The organism is Aliivibrio thorii (assembly GCF_057368585.1).
This window is the reverse complement of sequence record NZ_CM170654.1, coordinates 341,377-358,524: the sequence shown is the minus strand read 5'-3', so window position 1 is coordinate 358,524 and position 17,148 is coordinate 341,377. Positions and strand designations below refer to the sequence as shown.

General features: G+C 39.4%; 17 protein-coding genes and 1 tRNA gene. 11 read left to right on the top strand and 7 right to left on the bottom strand.

The genetic code is table 11. From position 1 onward, the window contains the following. Positions 1-6: 6 nt before the first annotated feature. Together AC2IP4_RS01660 and AC2IP4_RS01655 are read left to right on the top strand one after the other, a co-directional pair. On the top strand, positions 7-1,293 hold the full coding sequence (locus tag AC2IP4_RS01660) for an inorganic phosphate transporter (protein ID WP_375321249.1): 1,287 nt from the start codon (positions 7-9) through the stop codon (positions 1,291-1,293). A gap of 174 nt (positions 1,294-1,467) precedes the next feature. Next, on the top strand, positions 1,468-2,079 hold the full coding sequence (locus AC2IP4_RS01655) for a TIGR04211 family SH3 domain-containing protein (protein WP_060992588.1): 612 nt from the start codon (positions 1,468-1,470) through the stop codon (positions 2,077-2,079). 92 nt (positions 2,080-2,171) lie between these two features. On the opposite strand, the gene AC2IP4_RS01650 is transcribed toward AC2IP4_RS01655, so the two are convergent. Together AC2IP4_RS01650 and AC2IP4_RS01645 are read right to left on the bottom strand one after the other, a co-directional pair. Continuing rightward, positions 2,172-2,858 carry a general secretion pathway protein GspB gene (locus AC2IP4_RS01650; protein WP_105053918.1) on the bottom strand — a complete coding sequence of 229 codons (687 nt, stop codon included), beginning with the start codon at positions 2,856-2,858 and terminating at the stop codon, positions 2,172-2,174. Continuing rightward, entirely contained in the window at positions 2,859-4,412 is a 1,554-nt protein-coding gene (locus AC2IP4_RS01645; RefSeq protein WP_486310501.1) for an AAA family ATPase, read from the bottom strand. It abuts the gene before it with no gap. A 139-nt stretch (positions 4,413-4,551) separates the two neighbouring features. Between AC2IP4_RS01645 and AC2IP4_RS01640 the strand changes: the two genes are divergently transcribed. Beyond that, positions 4,552-5,775 (top strand): multifunctional CCA addition/repair protein, encoded by a 1,224-nt coding sequence (locus tag AC2IP4_RS01640; protein ID WP_375321252.1) that lies wholly within the window; start codon positions 4,552-4,554, stop codon positions 5,773-5,775. A 189-nt stretch (positions 5,776-5,964) separates the two neighbouring features. Here the strand turns inward: AC2IP4_RS01640 and AC2IP4_RS01635 are convergent, their stop codons facing one another. The 3 genes from AC2IP4_RS01635 to folB are packed head-to-tail and all read right to left on the bottom strand — an operon-like array spanning position 5,965 to position 7,617. Then, entirely contained in the window at positions 5,965-6,768 is an 804-nt protein-coding gene (locus tag AC2IP4_RS01635; RefSeq protein WP_105053915.1) for an undecaprenyl-diphosphate phosphatase, read from the bottom strand. 10 nt (positions 6,769-6,778) lie between these two features. Beyond that, positions 6,779-7,267, bottom strand: a complete 489-nt coding sequence (gene folK, locus AC2IP4_RS01630; RefSeq protein WP_486306761.1) for a 2-amino-4-hydroxy-6-hydroxymethyldihydropteridine diphosphokinase — start codon at positions 7,265-7,267, stop codon at positions 6,779-6,781. Next, positions 7,264-7,617 (bottom strand): bifunctional dihydroneopterin aldolase/7,8-dihydroneopterin epimerase, encoded by a 354-nt coding sequence (gene folB, locus AC2IP4_RS01625; protein WP_375321254.1) that lies wholly within the window; start codon positions 7,615-7,617, stop codon positions 7,264-7,266. The genes folK and folB overlap by 4 nt, the downstream gene beginning before the upstream one ends. A 145-nt stretch (positions 7,618-7,762) precedes the next feature. Here folB and plsY point away from each other — a divergent pair, with 145 nt between their 5' ends. Beyond that, the gene (gene plsY, locus AC2IP4_RS01620; RefSeq protein ID WP_375321255.1) at positions 7,763-8,359 is read left to right on the top strand and encodes a glycerol-3-phosphate 1-O-acyltransferase PlsY; all 597 of its coding nucleotides are present in this window, start codon (positions 7,763-7,765) and stop codon (positions 8,357-8,359) included. A gap of 59 nt (positions 8,360-8,418) precedes the next feature. Here the strand turns inward: plsY and tsaD are convergent, their stop codons facing one another. Next, positions 8,419-9,438 carry a tRNA (adenosine(37)-N6)-threonylcarbamoyltransferase complex transferase subunit TsaD gene (gene tsaD, locus AC2IP4_RS01615; RefSeq protein WP_375321256.1) on the bottom strand — a complete coding sequence of 340 codons (1,020 nt, stop codon included), beginning with the start codon at positions 9,436-9,438 and terminating at the stop codon, positions 8,419-8,421. Between the two features lie 227 nt (positions 9,439-9,665). Between tsaD and rpsU the strand changes: the two genes are divergently transcribed. The 5 genes from rpsU (at position 9,666) to AC2IP4_RS01590 (ending at position 14,357) form a co-directional block, all read left to right on the top strand. Continuing rightward, positions 9,666-9,881, top strand: a complete 216-nt coding sequence (gene rpsU, locus AC2IP4_RS01610) for a 30S ribosomal protein S21 (RefSeq protein WP_005421025.1) — start codon at positions 9,666-9,668, stop codon at positions 9,879-9,881. A 26-nt stretch (positions 9,882-9,907) separates the two neighbouring features. Continuing rightward, positions 9,908-10,351, top strand: a complete 444-nt coding sequence (locus AC2IP4_RS01605) for a GatB/YqeY domain-containing protein (RefSeq protein WP_105053910.1) — start codon at positions 9,908-9,910, stop codon at positions 10,349-10,351. A gap of 74 nt (positions 10,352-10,425) precedes the next feature. Further along, on the top strand, positions 10,426-12,186 hold the full coding sequence (gene dnaG, locus AC2IP4_RS01600) for a DNA primase (RefSeq protein ID WP_486310500.1): 1,761 nt from the start codon (positions 10,426-10,428) through the stop codon (positions 12,184-12,186). 98 nt (positions 12,187-12,284) lie between these two features. Further along, a complete protein-coding gene (gene rpoD, locus AC2IP4_RS01595) occupies positions 12,285-14,126 on the top strand; it encodes an RNA polymerase sigma factor RpoD (protein WP_375321258.1) in 1,842 nt (613 codons plus the stop codon). A gap of 155 nt (positions 14,127-14,281) precedes the next feature. Beyond that, positions 14,282-14,357, top strand: a tRNA-Ile gene (locus AC2IP4_RS01590). A gap of 49 nt (positions 14,358-14,406) precedes the next feature. Here AC2IP4_RS01590 and AC2IP4_RS01585 read toward each other — a convergent pair. Continuing rightward, positions 14,407-14,556: a hypothetical protein gene (locus tag AC2IP4_RS01585; protein ID WP_181044529.1), complete on the bottom strand. Its 150-nt coding sequence runs from the start codon at positions 14,554-14,556 to the stop codon at positions 14,407-14,409. 188 nt (positions 14,557-14,744) lie between these two features. Here AC2IP4_RS01585 and AC2IP4_RS01580 point away from each other — a divergent pair, with 188 nt between their 5' ends. Both AC2IP4_RS01580 and AC2IP4_RS01575 read left to right on the top strand, forming a co-directional pair. After that, positions 14,745-15,359, top strand: coding sequence for a porin family protein (locus AC2IP4_RS01580; protein ID WP_105053907.1), 615 nt, complete (start codon positions 14,745-14,747; stop codon positions 15,357-15,359). Positions 15,360-15,535: 176 nt separating this feature from the next. Next, the gene (locus tag AC2IP4_RS01575) at positions 15,536-17,080 is read left to right on the top strand and encodes a long-chain-fatty-acid--CoA ligase (protein WP_486310499.1); all 1,545 of its coding nucleotides are present in this window, start codon (positions 15,536-15,538) and stop codon (positions 17,078-17,080) included. Positions 17,081-17,148 lie beyond the last annotated feature (68 nt).

Here is a 17,148-nt window from a genome sequence, read left to right as displayed (position 1 = left end):
AATACAATGGATATTCTTGCTAACTACGGCACGACCCTTATTTTAGTTGCGGCCTTCTTCGGCTTCCTTATGGCTATTGGTATTGGTGCAAATGATGTAGCCAATGCAATGGGCACCTCTGTAGGGTCTAAAGCACTAACAGTAAAACAAGCGATCATCATTGCTATGATCTTCGAATTTGCAGGGGCATACCTTGCAGGTGGCGAAGTTACAGATACAATTCGTAAAGGGGTAATTGATACCTCTCTTTTTGCCCATCAGCCTGAAGTATTAGTTTACGGCATGATGTCAGCACTTCTTGCTGCGGGTACTTGGTTATTGCTTGCGTCTTACATGGGCTGGCCAGTATCAACAACTCACTCAATTATCGGTGCTATCATCGGTTTTGCGTGTATTGCCGTAGGTACTGAAGCAGTTGATTGGAACTCAGTTCAAGGTATCGTAGGGAGCTGGTTAATCACCCCTCTCATATCCGGTATTTTTGCTTATATGATCTTTATCAGTGCTCAACGACTGATATTTGATACTGATAAACCATTAATGAATGCTAAACGTTTTGTTCCTGTGTACATGTTCATAACCACTATGGTTATTGCACTTGTTACTATCAAGAAAGGTCTAAAGCACGTTGGTCTACATTTAAGCAACGGTGAAGCATGGATTGCATCTGCAAGCGTATCAGCATTAGTGATGGTTGGTGGTTATCTGTATATCTCTCGTAAATTTGCAAATACCGTAAATGACGAGAAAGACAGCCGTGGTTTTACTGGCGTAGAAAGTATTTTTAGTACGTTAATGGTTATTACCGCATGTGCGATGGCATTTGCTCATGGTTCTAACGATGTTGCCAACGCGATTGGTCCACTGTCTGCTGTTGTTTCAACAGTTGAACATATGGGGGAAATCACAACGAAGAGTACTATCGCTTGGTGGATCCTTCCTCTAGGTGGTATTGGTATCGTTGTTGGTCTTGCAACACTAGGCCATAAAGTAATGGCAACAGTAGGTACCGGTATCACTGAACTAACTCCTAGCCGTGGCTTTGCTGCTCAATTAGCAACTGCATCAACGGTAGTACTCGCTTCAGGTACTGGTCTTCCTATTTCAACGACTCAAACTCTAGTTGGTGCTGTATTAGGTGTCGGTTTTGCACGTGGTATTGGCGCACTAAACTTAGGTGTGGTACGTAACATTGTCGCGTCTTGGGTTGTAACCTTACCAGCTGGTGCATTATTGGCTGTAGTTTTCTACTACGCAATGCAAGCAATCTTCGGTATTGGCGTTAGCGCATAAGCTTAATCAATTTTGAAACAATTGCACAAAGAGGAGAGTAATATCTCCTCTTTTCTTGCATCTGGGCTTAAATATTTTTAGTATCTATAACTTCGTTTGAATCTGTCGTGATGAGTAAATTCTTTTTCTCTTTACTTAGAAGGTTCAAGGCCAATTTGTCAAAGGAATATTATTGTGAAGCATTTTATTAGCCTGATTCTACTTACTTGGGCTATTGCTGCGCCAGCGCAAGCTCAAACTCGTTATATTTCTGATAACCTGTTTACGTACATGCACTCAGGTCCAAGTAATCAATACAAGATCATTGGTAGTGTAAATGCGGGTGAACGCATTACTCTATTAAGCAGCAACAAAAACTCTGGTTTCACACAAATTGTTGATACTAAAGGCCGAAAAGGCTGGGTTGAAAGTAAATTTGTTTCTCGCCAAGCTGGTCTAGGTGAGCGTTTACCAAAAGTTGAAGCTGAACTTACTTCAGTAAAAACACAACTGGCTAACGCTCGTAAAGCAGCAAATGATGAGAAAGCGGGCTTAGCTGATAGTCTGACTCAACGTAACCAACAAATGCAAGATTTAGAGCAGAGCTACAGTGATGTAAATAACCAATTGGTTAGCTCTCAGTCTGAAATTCGCGAGTTACGCGCTAAGCTAGATACGCAAAAAGAAGATTTATTACTTAAGTACTTCATGTACGGCGGTGGTGTTGCAGGTATTGGTCTATTATTTGGCCTTCTACTTCCTCACATGATCCCAAGCCGTAAGAAAAAACAAAACGGTTGGTCTTAATCATTATTGATAACTAATCTTCAAACGTTATATACAAAAAAGCTCAGAATTATCTGAGCTTTTTTATACCAATGTAATTACTGGAATTGATATTAACCTTTCCACTCATACAGAGCGGGAATTTCTATCTTTTGACCTTCAAAATCAATCACTACATTTCTTGGATTTATTTCTAATAATGTAATTCCATTTGAAATATGCCCTCCAAGATTCACTTCCCTACCATTTACTTTTACCCAACGACGACTCGCCTTAGAAGTATAATTATGCGTTTGAAAATTAAGCGGTGGTAAGCGTCCTGAAAATTGAGCACCTTTTTTATCTAACTCAACATATGAGGAGTCACCATACTTAGCAGAATCGCTTTCATTTCGCTCCTCAACCTCAGATGGTTCATTTAAAATAGATTCAAATCGCGCAGCCAATTCCGGTGACAACCCAGATAAATCGAGATTATCAATATCTAAAGGTTCTTGATTTTGTTCAACTGCGATATTTTCTACATTATCTTTTGAATCCGACTTCCCTCTAAATTCTTCGATTGAATTCACTTTTTTCGTCGGTTCTTTTAAACGACTTAAAGATAACGCTGTCGCTCGTAGCGGTAGCTTTACCGTTTCTAAAACGGGTAGTGATAATACCGTATATGTAGGTTTGTAAGGCTCTATCTCCTGTTGAGACGCTTTATAGTAAGGTAATGAAAGATAGCTAGATATCATCAAAGGAGGAAGCACAACAATTGAGCCTAACACCCCTAAAGGAATACGGAAAGACGACATTTATTCACCTCCTTGCAGCAAAGGCGCATCAATATTAACCACACTGTCTAACCACATTAATGTACTTGAGCCTGCAACACCGTCGGTGGTTAAACCAAATATTTCCTGAAACTCTTTCACTTGCTTTTCTGTCTCTTTATTAAATCTATCTAAATTACTGAAGGGTTGTTCTAATGCCAAGGACAATAAACGATTTAGCTCTAAAATCGCCTCCCCTTTATCACCACGTTTCATTGCTCTGTCGGTAATAATTGGTTTTTTCCACAATTGAATATAAGCCCCATTCCAATGTTGCTCAAACCATTGATGAGAAACTTCAACATGTTCAGAGGGCAAAAGCAATTCCACCCCTTTAGAATCAACACGATAAACAAGCGCTAATAAATCATCACCTGTTGCTTGTTGTAACCAAACCACTGCAGGTCTGTTAATCGCCAATAAATCATTTAAACTTCCGTTACTGTCTAAACAATATAATTGTGCTCTTTTTGCATTGGTACAATTGGCTTGAAATGAATTGGTTGAATAACCCCATACCGATAATAAAGCTTGAAACGCATCTGATTGAGATTCAAATCCAATTAATGGTGCCTCTACGATAGGCGCACTCATTGGGTAATGAGCATCTAAATATTTAGGAAGAAAATGATAACTCCCTAAACTCAATAATGCAGAGAGACCCAATGCTATAACTAGTGGGGTAAATGCAAAAGAATCTCTCTGATGAGTTCTCACTTCTGGAGAACTTTGCCAATCAAGCACCAACTCTCTCGCCTGCTCTACCGCTTTGCTATTTACGATCTTATTGCCGCTCTGATAACTTATCCAAAGTGCTTTATCACACAATAAATTTACGACGCGAGGTATCCCACTAGAATGATGAGCTATTTTTTTAATTACCGATGCTGGAAATAAGGAAATATCCCCACCCGCCACCGTTAAACGATGGGCAATATAATACTCAATTTCTTTTGGGGTTAATGGTAATAAGTGATACCTGGCCGTAATACGTTGCGCTAGTTGACGTAAATTAGTTTGTTGTAATTTCTGCTGCAGTTCAGGTTGGCCAATTAAAAGAACTTTCAATAATTTGTCACTGTCCGTTTCAAAATTCGTCAATAAACGAAGTTGTTCTAAAACATCTGGACCTAAGTGCTGTGCTTCATCAATCGCAACTATCGTTTGAAAACCTTTCTCTCTTTCTTGTTTAAGAAAGCCAACAATATTATCTGTTAAGTTTTTCAAAGAGGTGCTATTTGAATAGATAATCTCCAACTCATCGCAGATAGCTTCAAGCAATTCTTGAGCGCTAAATGTAGGGTTTAGAATTAAGGCTAAGTGCACTTTATTTTCTAATTTAGAAAACAAAGCTTTTGATACCGTCGTTTTACCCGTACCGACCTCTCCTGTTAATAATGCAAACCCACCACCTTGCCCTAACCCAGACAATAAATAATTCAGCGCTTCTTTATGGCGTTCACTCAAATAGAGAAAACGCGCATTAGGCGTCATTGAAAATGGAAGCTCATTAAAGCCAAAAAAATCTTGGTACATAAGAATGGTGTTTGCCTTATCTGAATAATTCCAAGAATAAATATGGAATAAAAAGTCGAAAACCTATGATTGCACGGTATCATTGGAGTTAAGAAAGTAAAGAAAGTTCTCTTTATCTTGGCAGCTAGTAGGGCAAAACGTGGAAATTTATTTAGTTGGTGGTGCCGTTCGAGATTCACTTCTCAATATTGATGTAAAAGATAAAGATTGGGTTGTCGTTGGATCTACCCCTAACGAAATGGGTTCGCTCGGCTATCAAGCTGTCGGACAAGACTTTCCTGTTTTCTTACATCCAAAAACCAAAGAAGAATATGCGTTAGCAAGAACTGAACGTAAAAGCGGCCAAGGTTATAAAGGATTTACTTGTTATGCAGAACCTGACGTTACGTTAGAAGAAGATTTACTGCGCCGTGATTTAACCATTAACGCTATTGCTAAAACTGGTGATGGTGAACTCATTGATCCTTACAATGGACAAGGGGATTTAAAGAATCGCCTATTACGTCACGTATCAGAGGCCTTTGTCGAAGATCCTTTGCGTGTTTTACGTGTCGCTCGATTTGCAGCTCGTTTTCATCATCTTGGCTTTACTATCGCAGTTGAGACAATGACATTAATGAAAACCTTAGTAGAGAGTGGAGAGTTATCTCACCTAACTCCAGAGCGTGTATGGCAGGAATGGGAAAAATCCTTATCAAGCCAACATCCAGAGATATTTCTTTCTGTGTTAAAAGAGTGCGGTGCCCTAGCTGTTGTATTACCAGAGTTGGATGCATTGTTTGGTGTACCTCAACCAGAAAAATGGCACCCAGAAATAGATACTGGCATTCATACATTAATGGTTACTCAACAAGCCGCATTGCTAAGCGAAGATTTACCCACTCGCTTTGCTGCTCAAGTTCATGACTTAGGTAAAGGTATAACACCAGAATCTGAATGGCCAAGTCATAAAATGCATTGTCATACAGGTATTAAACTTATTAAAAAACTGTGTACTCGAGTTAAGGTTCCCAATGAATATAGAGACTTAGCTTTGTTAGTTTGCGAGCACCACACCAATATTCATCGAGCTTCTGAACTTCGCGCTCAGACCTTTATTAAAATACTTGATAAAATGGATGTATGGCGTAAACCAGAGCGTTTAGAACCTATTTTACTTTGTTGCCAAGCAGATCATGCAGGACGATTAGGATTAGAATCTGAACCTTATCCACAAAAAACACGTTTTGAAATGGCATTTGAAGCAGCAAAAAATGTGGAAGTAAAAGAAGTGGTTGCGGCTGGGTTTAAAGGACCAGAGATTAGAGATGAGTTGACCAAAAGACGAATTGAAGCGGTGAAGGATAAGTTGTATATCAAATAAGCTATACGCTACGCTGACTAGAACGCTTCGCTCTAGGAACTATAAAAGCTAAGGTTTCAGGTTTCAGGAAAATCAAAACCGAGTACACCTGAAACCTGCAAGCATAGCGCCCTGAAGCCTAGAACATTGCCACGCCAGCAATACTCGCTCTTATCGTTTCTAGTTAGCGAAGCGTATAGCCTCTAGTTTCTAACCGAAACTTAACCAAGCAAACAAGCCGGCACCTAACAACAAACGGTAGATAACAAACGGCGTCATTCCCATGCTTGAAATCAGCTTTAAGAAGAAATGAATACAAATATAAGCACTAATAAAAGAAACCAAAACACCCGTACTTAACAAGCCTAGATTCACAGAAACATCGCTCATTGCTAATTTAAGGCCAAGGTAAGAACCAGCAAGAGTAATGATTGGGATAGACATTAAAAATGAAAAACGAGCCGCCGCTTCACGAGTAAAACCTAGATAAAGAGCAGCAGTAATCGTAATACCAGAACGAGACGTACCAGGGATCATAGCCATTGCTTGAGCAACACCTAAAAATAACGCTTTTTTCCACGTCATCTCATATTCACCTTTCGCTAACTCTGAATTTTTATCCACCCACCAAAGCAAGAGACCAAATACAATCGTCGTCGTTGCAATCACCCATGCACTGCGTAGATATACTTCAATAAAATCTTTGAATAACAATCCACATAATGCGGCTGGAATAGTCGATAAAATGATTAACCAAGCCAGCTTAGATTCTTTATTGTGTTCTTTTTTAACAATAGAGCCAATCCAAGCAGTTAATAGAGTCACCACTTCCTTTCTAAAATAGATAACAACAGCAGCTAACGTACCAACATGCACAGCGACATCAAAGGCTAAACCTTGATCAGGCCATCCAAGAACGGCAGAAGGAAGGATAAGGTGAGCAGAACTTGAAATAGGTAAAAATTCAGTAAATCCTTGCAGTAAAGCAAGAAAAAAAGCTTCAAAGTACGTCATTGATATTCCATTAAAAATTTAAGTTAACTAAAACGGGTTTAAGTGATTGGCTGTGTGAAAAGTCAGCCCATATTTGACTGATCGTTTTCTCAGTATTAGGGACAATAAGATCAGGGTTCAGCTCTACCATCGGCAAAATAGCAAAAGCGAACTTAAAAAGATCCTCTCTAGGTAATGTTGGATCTGATGCAGAAACGATGTCACCATACAGTAAGATATCAAGATCAAGAGTTCTATCTTGATTCTTTTTTGCATCAGGCTCTCTACCCCATTTAATTTCAATAGCACGCAATAAAGCCCCAAGCTCACTCAATGAGTGATTAACCTTTAGCTCAACAACTAAATTGAAAAAATTATGACCAGAAAACCCCACAGGTTCGGCTTCATACACTGTTGACACTTTTGTTACTTCACCAAGTTGATGTAATTCATCAATGGCTCTTTTTACATTTTTTTCAGGAGAAATATTGGAGCCAACACCAATATAGGTTGTGATCATTTGCTTCCTCGCTCAATCACAACACCTACACTATGTGCATTAACGACAGCACCAGGCTTAGATAAATGAATTCGAACCCAAGGCACTGAAAAACGAGTCATAATCAAATTGGCAATTTCTTCAGCTACGCGTTCAACCAAAAGAAAACGCCCTTGTTGAATATGTTCTGTTACCGCTTCACTCACCTCAGCATAGTTTAAGCAATGCTCAACATCATCTGAATCTGCCGCTGGTTTATTGTCGTGAGCCATATCAATATCTAATACGAGCTTTTGTTTAATGCCTTGTTCCCACTCATAAACGCCAATGGTTGTAATAACTTCAAGCTGTTTTATAAATACTAAATCCATCTTTGATCACACTTTTTATTAAGAGGTCGGATACCCATCAAAAGAAAAACAACGTAATATTGATATTACCTTGCTCGATATGTTCAGCAATATACTATAAAAATGATTTTTGTTCGCTCCTGATCACTTAAATAAAGGCTCATTCATGACCCCTCTTGCACTAATTATGATCATCATCGCCTATCTGCTAGGATCGATCTCTAGTGCGGTTTTAATATGTCGATTAAAAGGCTTGCCAGACCCAAGAACTTCCGGCTCTCATAATCCAGGAGCAACTAATGTTCTTCGCTTGGGAGGAAAGGGCGCAGCAGGCTTGGTTCTTCTATGTGATATTTTAAAAGGGATGCTACCGGTATGGGGCGGCTACTTTCTTGAAATTAACCCTTTCATTCTAGGTATTATTGCTATTTCAGCCTGTTTAGGTCACATGTATCCATTATTTTTTCATTTTAAAGGTGGGAAAGGGGTTGCAACCGCACTAGGTGCACTTGCCCCAATTGGACTCGATTTAACAGGAATGTTATTTGGTTGCTGGATGGTCACAGTATTAGTTACTGGGTATTCGTCATTAGCATCAATGGTCACCGCTCTACTTGCCCCTTTATTTACTTGGCTTGTAAAACCTCAATACACCTTACCAGTTGCCATGCTTTCTTGCTTAATTGTTTTAAAACACCATGAAAATATTCGACGTTTTTTTGCAGGAAAAGAAACAAAAATTTGGCAAAGAAAAAGGGACTAATTAAGTCCCCTCTATATATTAAAGTCTAAAAGATCATTAACGATCTTTTTTGATCTGTACTATTTAGCAATAGGTTTTAGCTGATCTATCGGCCAACGCGGCTTCGCTTGAACCGCTAAGTCAGTTGTCTCACCATTTTTCAGACGCTGCATACCTGCATAAGCAATCATGGCACCATTATCGGTACAAAATTCAGTTCGAGGGTAAAATACCTCGCCACCAATTTTCTTCATCATCACTTCAAGCTCTTGGCGTAAATAGGTATTCGCACTCACACCACCAGCCATAACCAGACGTTTCATGCCTGTTTGTTTTAATGCTCTACGACACTTAATCGCTAAAGTATCAGCAACGGCTTCTTGGAAAGCAAAAGCAATGTCAGCGCGAGTTTGTAAATCATCATCATTTGCACGAATGGTATTTGCCGCAAATGTTTTTAGGCCAGAGAAACTAAAATCTAAACCAGGACGATCAGTCATGGGACGAGGAAATTTAAATCTTCCTTTTGTGCCACTCTCTGCTAATTTTGAAAGCAAAGGACCACCAGGATAATCCAACCCCATTAATTTAGCCGTTTTATCAAACGCTTCACCAGCTGCATCGTCAACAGATTCACCAAGAATTTGGTATTCACCAATGCCTTTTACTTCAACCATCATTGTATGTCCGCCTGACACAAGTAGTGCTACAAACGGAAATGCTGGTGGCTCATCTTCAAGCATTGGAGCAAGTAAGTGCCCTTCCATGTGGTGAACAGGAATGGCTGGGACATCCCATGCATACGCGATACTACGACCGATAGTTGAACCAACTAATAACGCGCCCACCAAACCAGGACCTGCGGTATAAGCGATACCATCGATATCATCTTTAGTCATGCCTGCATCATTTAATGCTGCTTGAATTAGGGGGATTGTCTTTTTAACATGGTCACGAGAGGCCAATTCAGGTACAACACCACCATAATCTGCGTGCAATTTTACTTGGCTATACAGCTGATGAGCCAGTAGCCCTTTTTCGTCATCATAAATAGCTACACCCGTTTCATCACACGAGGTTTCAATACCTAAAATTCGCATATTTTTCTCAGTTACCCGTTAATTTATCGCCATATTACCTACATCCCTAAGCTAGCTCAAGCGACCTGATGACTAGAGAAGACAAAATAAACAAAGAAATTACTCAATTCTTAATCAAGAATGCTTTACAAAACGTCTTGATCGGATTAAAATTCGGCACCAATTTGAATAATAGCTGGTTAATTATAACTACCAGCGAATTGACTAACACCTGAGGTGAAAGGCATATGCCAGTAGTTAAAGTACGTGAAAACGAACCGTTCGACGTTGCACTACGTCGTTTCAAGCGCTCTTGCGAAAAAGCAGGTATTCTTTCTGAAGTTCGCCGTCGTGAGCATTACGAAAAACCTACTACAGTACGTAAACGCGCTAAAGCAGCAGCTCAAAAGCGTCACGCTAAGAAGTTGTCTCGCGAAAACGCACGTCGCGTTCGCCTGTACTAATAACTTACCTAATTTAGGACTAAGTTATGGCTCTAATTGAAAAACTCAAAGACGAGCAAAAGTTAGCGATGAAAGCCAAGGATAAATTACGCCTTGGCACAATTCGTTTAGCTTTATCGGAAATTAAACAACGTGAAATCGACGGTCATACAACTTTGTCTGACGATGAAATCATTGCTGTTTTAACGAAGATGGTTAAACAACGTCGTGATTCAGTATCGCAGTTTACTGCCGCTGGTCGTGATGATCTTGCAGATAAAGAGAGTGCTGAAATTTCAGTACTTGATGATTTTATGCCGCAAGCACTTACCGATGAAGAAGTTGCCGAGTTATTAGACAAAGCAATTATTGAATCAGGTGCTGCAGGAATGCAAGATATGGGCAAGGTGATGGGCGTGTTAAAACCTCAAATCCAAGGCCGCGCTGACATGGGTAAAGTAAGCCAACTAGTTAAATCTAAACTGGCTTAATAGTACTCTATTTATAAAACAAGCCGTGCTATCTTTGATCGCACGGCTTGTTTGTATTTACAGGAAAAGAAAAAATGGCAGGACATATCCCTCGCAGTTTTATTGATGAGCTTTTAAATCGACATGACATTGTCGATATCATTGACGCAAGAGTAAAACTGAAAAAACAAGGGAAAAACTACGGTGCTTGTTGTCCATTTCATAACGAAAAATCCCCTTCTTTTTCTGTTAGCCAAGAAAAACAATTTTACCACTGCTTTGGCTGTGGGGTTCATGGTAACGCCATTGATTTCCTCATGGAGTTTGACCGTTTAGAATTTGTTGAAGCAATTGAAGAGCTTGCTTCAATGCTTAGTCTTGAAGTACCACGTGAACAACGCAGTGGTTTCAATGCTCCCTCAGACCCAACAGCAAACTCAGAACAAAAACGAAGCTTATATGATTTGATGGGTGGCATCAGTCAATTTTATTGCTCTCAATTAAAATCCGCAGCAAATATTCACGCAATCAACTATCTTAAGGATCGAGGACTTTCTGGCGAAATAGTTCAGAAGTTTGGTATCGGTTATATTGCTGATGAATGGGAGTTAGTGAAAAACAACTTCGGTAGAGACAAAACATCACAAGACGCATTAGTCAGCGGTGGGATGTTAATTGAAAGCGATAATGGCCGTCGTTACGACCGTTTCCGTGGTCGAGTTATGTTTCCAATTCGAGATCGCCGAGGACGTGTTATTGGATTTGGTGGTCGTGTAATTGGTGAAGGCACTCCAAAATATTTAAACTCACCAGAAACACCTATTTTCCATAAAGGAAAAGAACTTTATGGTTTATATGAAGCACTACAAGCTTATAAAGAATTACCGCAAGCATTGGTGGTTGAAGGCTATATGGACGTCGTTGCCCTTGCTCAATTTGGCATTGATTATGCTGTTGCCTCTCTAGGTACAGCAACAACTGGCGATCACATGCAATTGCTGTTTCGTCAAACCAGTACTGTAGTCTGTTGTTATGACGGCGATCGAGCAGGTCGAGAAGCGGCATGGCGCGCAATGGAACAAGCTTTGCCATACTTAAATGACGGACGCCAATTAAAGTTCATGTTTTTACCTGATGGCGAAGATCCTGATACTTATATTCGTCAACATGGTAAAGAGGCATTTGAACAAGAAGTCGCTCAAGCTGATTCTTTAATTAATTTTATGTTTAGAAGTTTGGTTGATCAAATAGATACCAGTAGTCGCGAAGGGAAAGCAAAACTAACAACTTTAGCGGTTCCTTTGATTGATAAAGTTCCTGGTGGCACATTACGTCTTTATTTACGTGAGCAACTTGGCAAAACGCTTGGAATTATGGATGAAAGCCAATTACAGCAACTAATATCTAAACAAGGCGCTCCAGAAACAAAGCGCCAAGCTCAACCAGAAATGAAACGTACGGCAATGCGTGAAGTGATCACACTGCTATTACAAAATCCGAATTTAGCTCAATTAGTACCAGATTTAAGCAGTGTTCAAGACATTCCACTGCCTGGTTTAAGTTTATTTCTACAATTACTTGAAAATTGTCGACATAACCCCCATATCACTACAGGCCAATTATTAGAATATTGGCGCGGTGATAAAAATGAAAAATTATTATCACGCTTGGCCGCATGGGAACTTCCTATCAACCAAGACAACATACAAGATTTATTTATGGATTCGCTGGACAATATTTTGGCCCAGTGCATCAATCAACAAATTGAAAGTTTGCAGACGAAAGAAAGAACACTTGGCTTATCAGTCGAAGAAAAGCGGGAGCTACTAGCCTTAATGCTAGAACTAAAAGCATAGAATCCCAGCATCGTCATCAATGAAAAAATTTGTTATTATTAGTAGTTTGCATTTCGCATACTAATTCCTTCACACAGACCAGAAGTAGGATACCGTCTATGGATCAAAATCCGCAGTCACAGCTAAAATTACTTGTAATCAAAGGCAAGGAACAAGGCTATCTGACCTACGCAGAAGTTAACGATCACCTACCAGAAGAAATTGTAGATTCTGAGCAGGTTGAAGATATTATCCAAATGATCAATGACATGGGTATCAAAGTGGTAGAAACCGCACCTGATGCTGATGATATGTCATTGAATGATGATGATGCCGTAACTGATGAAGATGCAGCAGAAGCCGCTGCAGCCGCACTATCAAGTGTAGAAAGTGAAATTGGCCGTACAACGGATCCGGTTCGTATGTACATGCGTGAAATGGGTACCGTTGAACTTCTTACTCGTGAAGGCGAGATCGACATCGCTAAACGTATTGAAGAAGGCATCAATGAAGTTCAGTGTTCTGTTGCTGAATTCCCAGGCGCAATTTCATACCTATTAGAACAGTTTGATAAAGTTCAAGCCGAAGAAATTCGACTTACTGACATCATTTCTGGTTTTGTTGATCCTAATGATGATGGTTCTGCAGCACCAACAGCAACACATATCGGTTCAGAACTGAGTGAATCAGATCTTGAAGATGAAGAAGCTGAAGCTGAAGATGATGAGGACGAGGAAGAAGAAGATGTAGGTATTGATCCAGAGCTTGCTTTGGAGAAATTCACTGAACTTCGTACTTCTTACCACAACATGCAACTTGCTTTTGAAGAGCATGGCCGTGATAACGCAAAGGCACGTGAAGCTATTGGCGAATTAACTGATGTTTTCCGTGAGTTCAAACTTATTCCTAAGCAGTTTGATTACCTTGTTCGTGAAATGCGTGGCAGCATGGATCGTGTTCGTACACAAGAGCGTTTAATTATGCGTATGTGTGTTGAATACGGAAAAATGCCTAAGAAATCATTCATTTCTCTCTTCTCTGGTAATGAATCTTCTGACGAATGGTTCAACGAAATCATCGCATCTGACAAACCATACGTTGAGCGCCTAAAGCGCTACGAAGATGATATTCGTCGTTCAATCAAAAAAATTGACAGCATTGAAAAAGAAACAGGTTTGCCTGTTGTAAATATTAAAGACATCAGCCGTCGTATGTCTATCGGTGAAGCAAAAGCTCGTCGTGCGAAAAAAGAAATGGTTGAAGCTAACTTACGTCTTGTTATTTCAATTGCGAAAAAATACACCAACCGTGGCCTACAATTCTTGGATCTAATCCAAGAAGGTAATATTGGTCTAATGAAAGCCGTTGATAAGTTTGAATACCGTCGTGGTTATAAGTTCTCAACTTATGCGACATGGTGGATCCGTCAAGCTATCACTCGCTCAATTGCCGACCAAGCACGTACTATCCGTATTCCTGTGCACATGATTGAAACGATCAACAAACTGAATCGTATTTCACGTCAAATGCTACAAGAAATGGGCCGTGAGCCATTACCTGAAGAACTTGCTGAACGCATGCAAATGCCTGAAGACAAGATCCGTAAGGTTCTGAAAATCGCTAAAGAGCCTATTTCAATGGAAACACCTATCGGTGATGATGAAGATTCGCACCTAGGTGATTTCATCGAGGATAATACCCTTGAACTTCCAGTTGATTCTGCAACTTCAACAAGCTTGAAATTTGCAACCAACGATGTTCTTGCTGGTTTAACACCTCGTGAAGCAAAAGTACTGCGTATGCGTTTTGGTATTGATATGAATACTGACCATACTCTAGAAGAAGTAGGTAAACAATTTGACGTAACACGTGAACGTATTCGTCAAATCGAAGCTAAGGCATTACGTAAATTACGTCACCCTAGCCGCTCAGAAGTATTACGTAGCTTCTTAGACGAGTAATAGCTCTCACTATTATTCATCAATAGAATCAAAAAGGTGGGCTTAGGCTCACCTTTTTTCGATCTAAAGCCACTTTTTTAACTAACTGATTAAAAACCAAACACCTTCTCTCTAGACACCCTTTTCATCTTCCCCTATAATCAACCACCTACAAAGGCCCCTTAGCTCAGTGGTTAGAGCGCACGACTCATAATCGTTCGGTCCCCAGTTCAAATCTGGGAGGGGCCACCAAATTTAGAAAAGGCTGATAAGTTAATTATTTATCAGCCTTTTTGCTTTTCTACTCTTTCTGTTTTCTTTTAATTATTAATACATAGCCCATCAAAAGTAAGAATAATGATAATTCAATCGTTGCCCTCATTAATCCAGAAGTAAATACCGCAACAACAATAAGAATAATAAAAAAAACGAGTATTCCTTTTTTATTCATCTTCTCTAATCCTTGAGTTCATCGAATAGATAATTATCCCCCATCATTTTTTAATTGGAAAATAGCCTTTTCCTCTATCAAAGAACCAATTGCACTATCAATATCTCACTATTAACCATTCCTTTTTTGGATATTTGATAAAGCTACCTATACTCAGAGCAATAACCTATTTGATTAAGGAATAATCGATGAAAAAATTAGGCATCTCGCTATTACTTCTTTCTACATCTTCTTGTGTCATAGCCAATGAACACGTTCCTACACAGAATCCTAAAATTAGTGGTTTTTATGTTGGTGCTGGCTTTGGTTCATTTGGTTATTCTGAAGAAGACTCTTGGGGCTATAGTAATAATAAAATAGAAGCAAAAGCAGATGGAAATACAACAAAAGTCTACCTTGGTTATCAGTTCAATAAGATAGTAGGGATTGAGGGGACTTACACCAACTATGGAAAAGTAAAAGCAAAAGTCGATGGCTACTCTATGGAACCAACCTCAATATCTCTTGCTGCTAATTTAGGCTACACTTTTGATAATGGTATCCGTCCGTTTGGTCTTGTTGGGATGTCTAATTTAGATTTAAAACAGAATAAAGAATATCTTAGTGATGATAATGGCGCGGCCTTTAAGTTTGGTTTTGGTGTTGAATATACTCCCGTATCTCTAAAAGGAGTCCAGCTTCGAGCAGCTTATGAGATGGATATGTATGCTGTTGATTATGTTGACATTCAAAATGGTTTTACAACAGAAACAAACTTATACGCTCTAGACTCTCTGTATATTGGCGCATCGTATAAATTCTAGTATATTTTATACATAAAGCAGTGGTTGGAGGTTCAATTACTGCTCTTATTGATAATAAAAACAAGAAATCACCTTTACCCTCTCTATTTTTTTCTTTTCCTTGATATACACTTAATCCATCCAGATAAACATTACTTCTCGATATAACACACAACAAAAACTAACAAAGGTTATATATGTACAATCTTGCTACCAATCTCGAACGTAACGCTACATTTCGTCCTAATAATATCGCGTTAATTTTCCACGATGTAAAAATTACCTATGCCGAGCTGAATAAAAAAGTAAATGCGATTGCTGATCATCTAACTCAGCTAAACATACAGCCAAATGAGAAAGTTGCTCTATCATGCCCAAACACTCCTGAATTTGTTATTGCTTACTATGCTATACAAAAAATAGGTGCGGTCGTCGTTCCACTCAATGTTATGTTAAAAAGTGACGAAGTCGCCTATCACTTAAAAGACTCCGACGCTGTTGCCCTGATCTCATACCAAGGCTCTGATGCAATGCCTATCGGGAAGTTTGGCTATGAAGGATATGAAAAAGCAGATTTCTGTGAACACTTTATTTTAATTGAAACCATTGAATCTCAAAAACCAGTTGCAGCACACTCTTTTAATCAGTGGTTAAAAACGGGCAGAGAAACCTTTGATGCAGTGTATCGAACAGCCCAAGACAGTTGTGTCATTCTATACACTTCTGGTACAACTGGTGCGGCAAAAGGCGCAGAGTTAAGCCAAAGTAATATGCTATGTAATGCGCAAGCCTGTCAGTCATTAACAAACCAAAAGGGAACGGATGTTAGTATTGCGATACTTCCCCTATTTCACACTTTTGGTCAATCCTTGATCATGAATACCTCCGTTTTAGCAGGTAGCGCACTCGTTCTTATTTCTCGCTTTGTTCCTAAAACAGTCCTTCAACAAATGCATGAGCATAAAGTAACGCATCTTGCCGGCGTTCCTACAATGTTTATTGGTTTACTTGCTTACGCAGAGAAACACAAAGGGGATTATCTCAAGGAAATAGCACAAACTCTTAAAGTTGCGATCTCAGGCGGAGCCTCAATGCCAGTTGAAGTTCTTAAGCAGTTCGAAGAAAAGCTACAAGTTCCAGTCATCGAAGGTTATGGTCTATCAGAATCATCGCCTGTAGCGGCGTTTAACCATTTAGAATTTGAAAGAAAATCAGGAAGCATAGGCCAACCCTTACCAGGCGTTACGATGAAGGTCGTTGATAAGAATGGTCATGAAGTATCTACAGGGCAAGAAGGCGAACTTGTCATTCGTGGTCATAACGTAATGAAAGGCTATTATAAAAAACCACAAGAAACAGCAAAAACCATTATTGATGGTTGGTTACACACCGGTGACATCGTACGCTTTGATGACGAAGGCTATATTTATGTTGTGGACCGTTTAAAGGAGCTCATTATTAGCGGTGGTTATAATGTCTACCCACGCGAAGTAGAAGAAGTGTATATGAAGCACCCTTCAGTTCACCTTGTTGCCGTAATTGGTGTTGAACATCCTCGTTTTGGTGAAGAAGTAAAAGCCTTTATCATTCTTAAAGAAGGTCATTTGGTCTCAGAAAAAGATCTTATAAAGTGGAGTAAACAGTATTTAGCTGATTATAAGTGCCCTAAATATCTAGATATTGTTGAAGCTTTGCCAATGACCGCTACAGGTAAAATTTTAAAACGCATGCTAAAAGCGTAATCTACAACGGTAGATACTCATCCATCGCAAGTATATTCCCATATAAAAAATAGGTATATACTTGTGCT